Origin of the sequence: Secundilactobacillus folii (assembly GCF_009720675.1) — a bacterium.
GTDB classification, from domain to species: Bacteria; Bacillota; Bacilli; order Lactobacillales; family Lactobacillaceae; genus Secundilactobacillus; species Secundilactobacillus folii.
In genome coordinates, this window is sequence record NZ_WNJO01000042.1 from 1 (window position 1) to 475 (window position 475).

Below are 475 nucleotides of genomic sequence, written 5' to 3' on the forward strand. Positions count from 1 at the left end.
TGAAGTGCAACACTTTTGTTAGACATTTTAAAAATAGTTAAGCTGACATTAAATCTTCACGATACTGAACGGGTGATTTACCATCGGTTTTAAGAGAAATTCGAGTGAAATTGAACCAGTTCGTGTACTTGTCAGCGGCTGTTGCCAATTCCTCAATATTATTAAATTTATGTCGATTTAATGATTCAATTTTCAGGAGATGGAAGAAACTTTCCATTGGGGCATTGTCAAGACAGTTCCCTTTGCGGGACATACTGATAAGATAGTGATTGTCAATCAAGAAATCACAGTAATCTGCCGTCTGGTAATGCCAACCATGATCAGAATGAAGCGTTGGCATTGCGCCTTCTGGGAGCTTTGATTGCGCTTCTTCTAGGGTATCGGTTACTAATTGCTTATTCGGGCCGTCGCTAACGACCATACTAAGAATTTCACGCGTTGCTTGATCAATAATTGCCGAGATATATCCAAATTT

The 475-nt window shown here is 39.2% G+C and carries 1 protein-coding gene; it reads right to left on the reverse strand.

Annotation, left to right across the window (positions count from 1 at the left end):
* Positions 1-37: 37 nt before the first annotated feature.
* Positions 38-475 (reverse strand): IS3 family transposase (locus GM612_RS12180; RefSeq protein WP_155432609.1); only part of this gene is annotated, 438 nt, incomplete at its 5' end.